The sequence below is a fragment of the Agromyces binzhouensis genome (assembly GCF_004135055.1).
GTDB classification, from domain to species: Bacteria; Actinomycetota; Actinomycetes; order Actinomycetales; family Microbacteriaceae; genus Agromyces; species Agromyces binzhouensis.
The window spans coordinates 1-953 of the sequence record NZ_SDPL01000693.1; the positions used below are offsets into that span (position 1 = coordinate 1).

Consider the following 953-nt stretch of genomic DNA (forward strand, 5'->3'; position numbering starts at 1 on the left):
GACCTCCTCTGCGTCGGCCGGCGCCGCCGGACGCCGGGCCGCGGCATCCGCCGGCTCGGCGGCCTGGGCTGCGCGCGAGAACCGCGCCACGAGGACGACCGGGGTGATCAGTGCGAAGCTCGCGACGCCGAGCACGATGCCGAAGCCCGCGAACCCGAGCGCCTCGACGAGCGCGGCGCCGATGACCGGCGTGAGCGCCGAGCCGACGAGGTAGACCGCGAGCAGCGGTCCAGACCAGCGTCCGTCGGCGTCGAGCGCGGCGGCCGTCGCGACGAAGTAGAGGAACGCGACGGCGTAGACGGTGTTCCAGGCGATGAACACGACGATGAACGCCGTCGGGTCGGTGACGGTCGACTCGATCATCTTGAGCACGCCGCCCGTGGCGAGCAGGATCGCGAGCGGCAGGGCTCGCCCGAACCGGTCGCCGACGACGGTGACGAGGATGGCGCCGAGGATGCCGCCGGCGGTGGCGCCGCTCAGCGCGAGGCCGAGGCCCTCGGGGGTGAGTGCGGCCTGCTCGGCGCCCATGACCCCGGCCATGGCCCAGAGCGAGTCCTCGCTCACGGCCCAGAGAGCGAAGCAGGCGAGCAGTGCGAGTCCGGCGATCGTCACGCGGCGCGAGCCCGTCGAGGCCCCGGTGACGGATGCCGCGGGCGCGCCCGTCGCGGCCGGAGCGATGATCGGCGCCGCGGGCAGCCATGCCGTGGTGGCGAGCATCGCGACCGAGAACACGGCGAGCACGCCGAACACGCTGGCCGGTGCGAGGCCGATCATCGGCACGATCGCGAGGATCACGGTGATCACGGCGCGGTTGGCGAGCCCGTTGACGCCGGCCACCCGCTCCGGGTTGATGAACGCGGCGAGGGCCGCGCCCGAGGAGGCGACCGCGCCGCCGGCGCCGATGCCGCCCGCGATGAGTCCGGCGACGACGGCGGCCGGTGCCGGGACGAACG

At 74.8% G+C, this 953-nt stretch carries 1 protein-coding gene; it reads right to left on the bottom strand.

Annotated features, from left to right (window positions below; genetic code table 11):
• Positions 1-953, bottom strand: a 953-nt coding sequence (locus tag ESO86_RS17695) for an MFS transporter (protein WP_165308358.1), incomplete at both ends; no start/stop codon positions are given.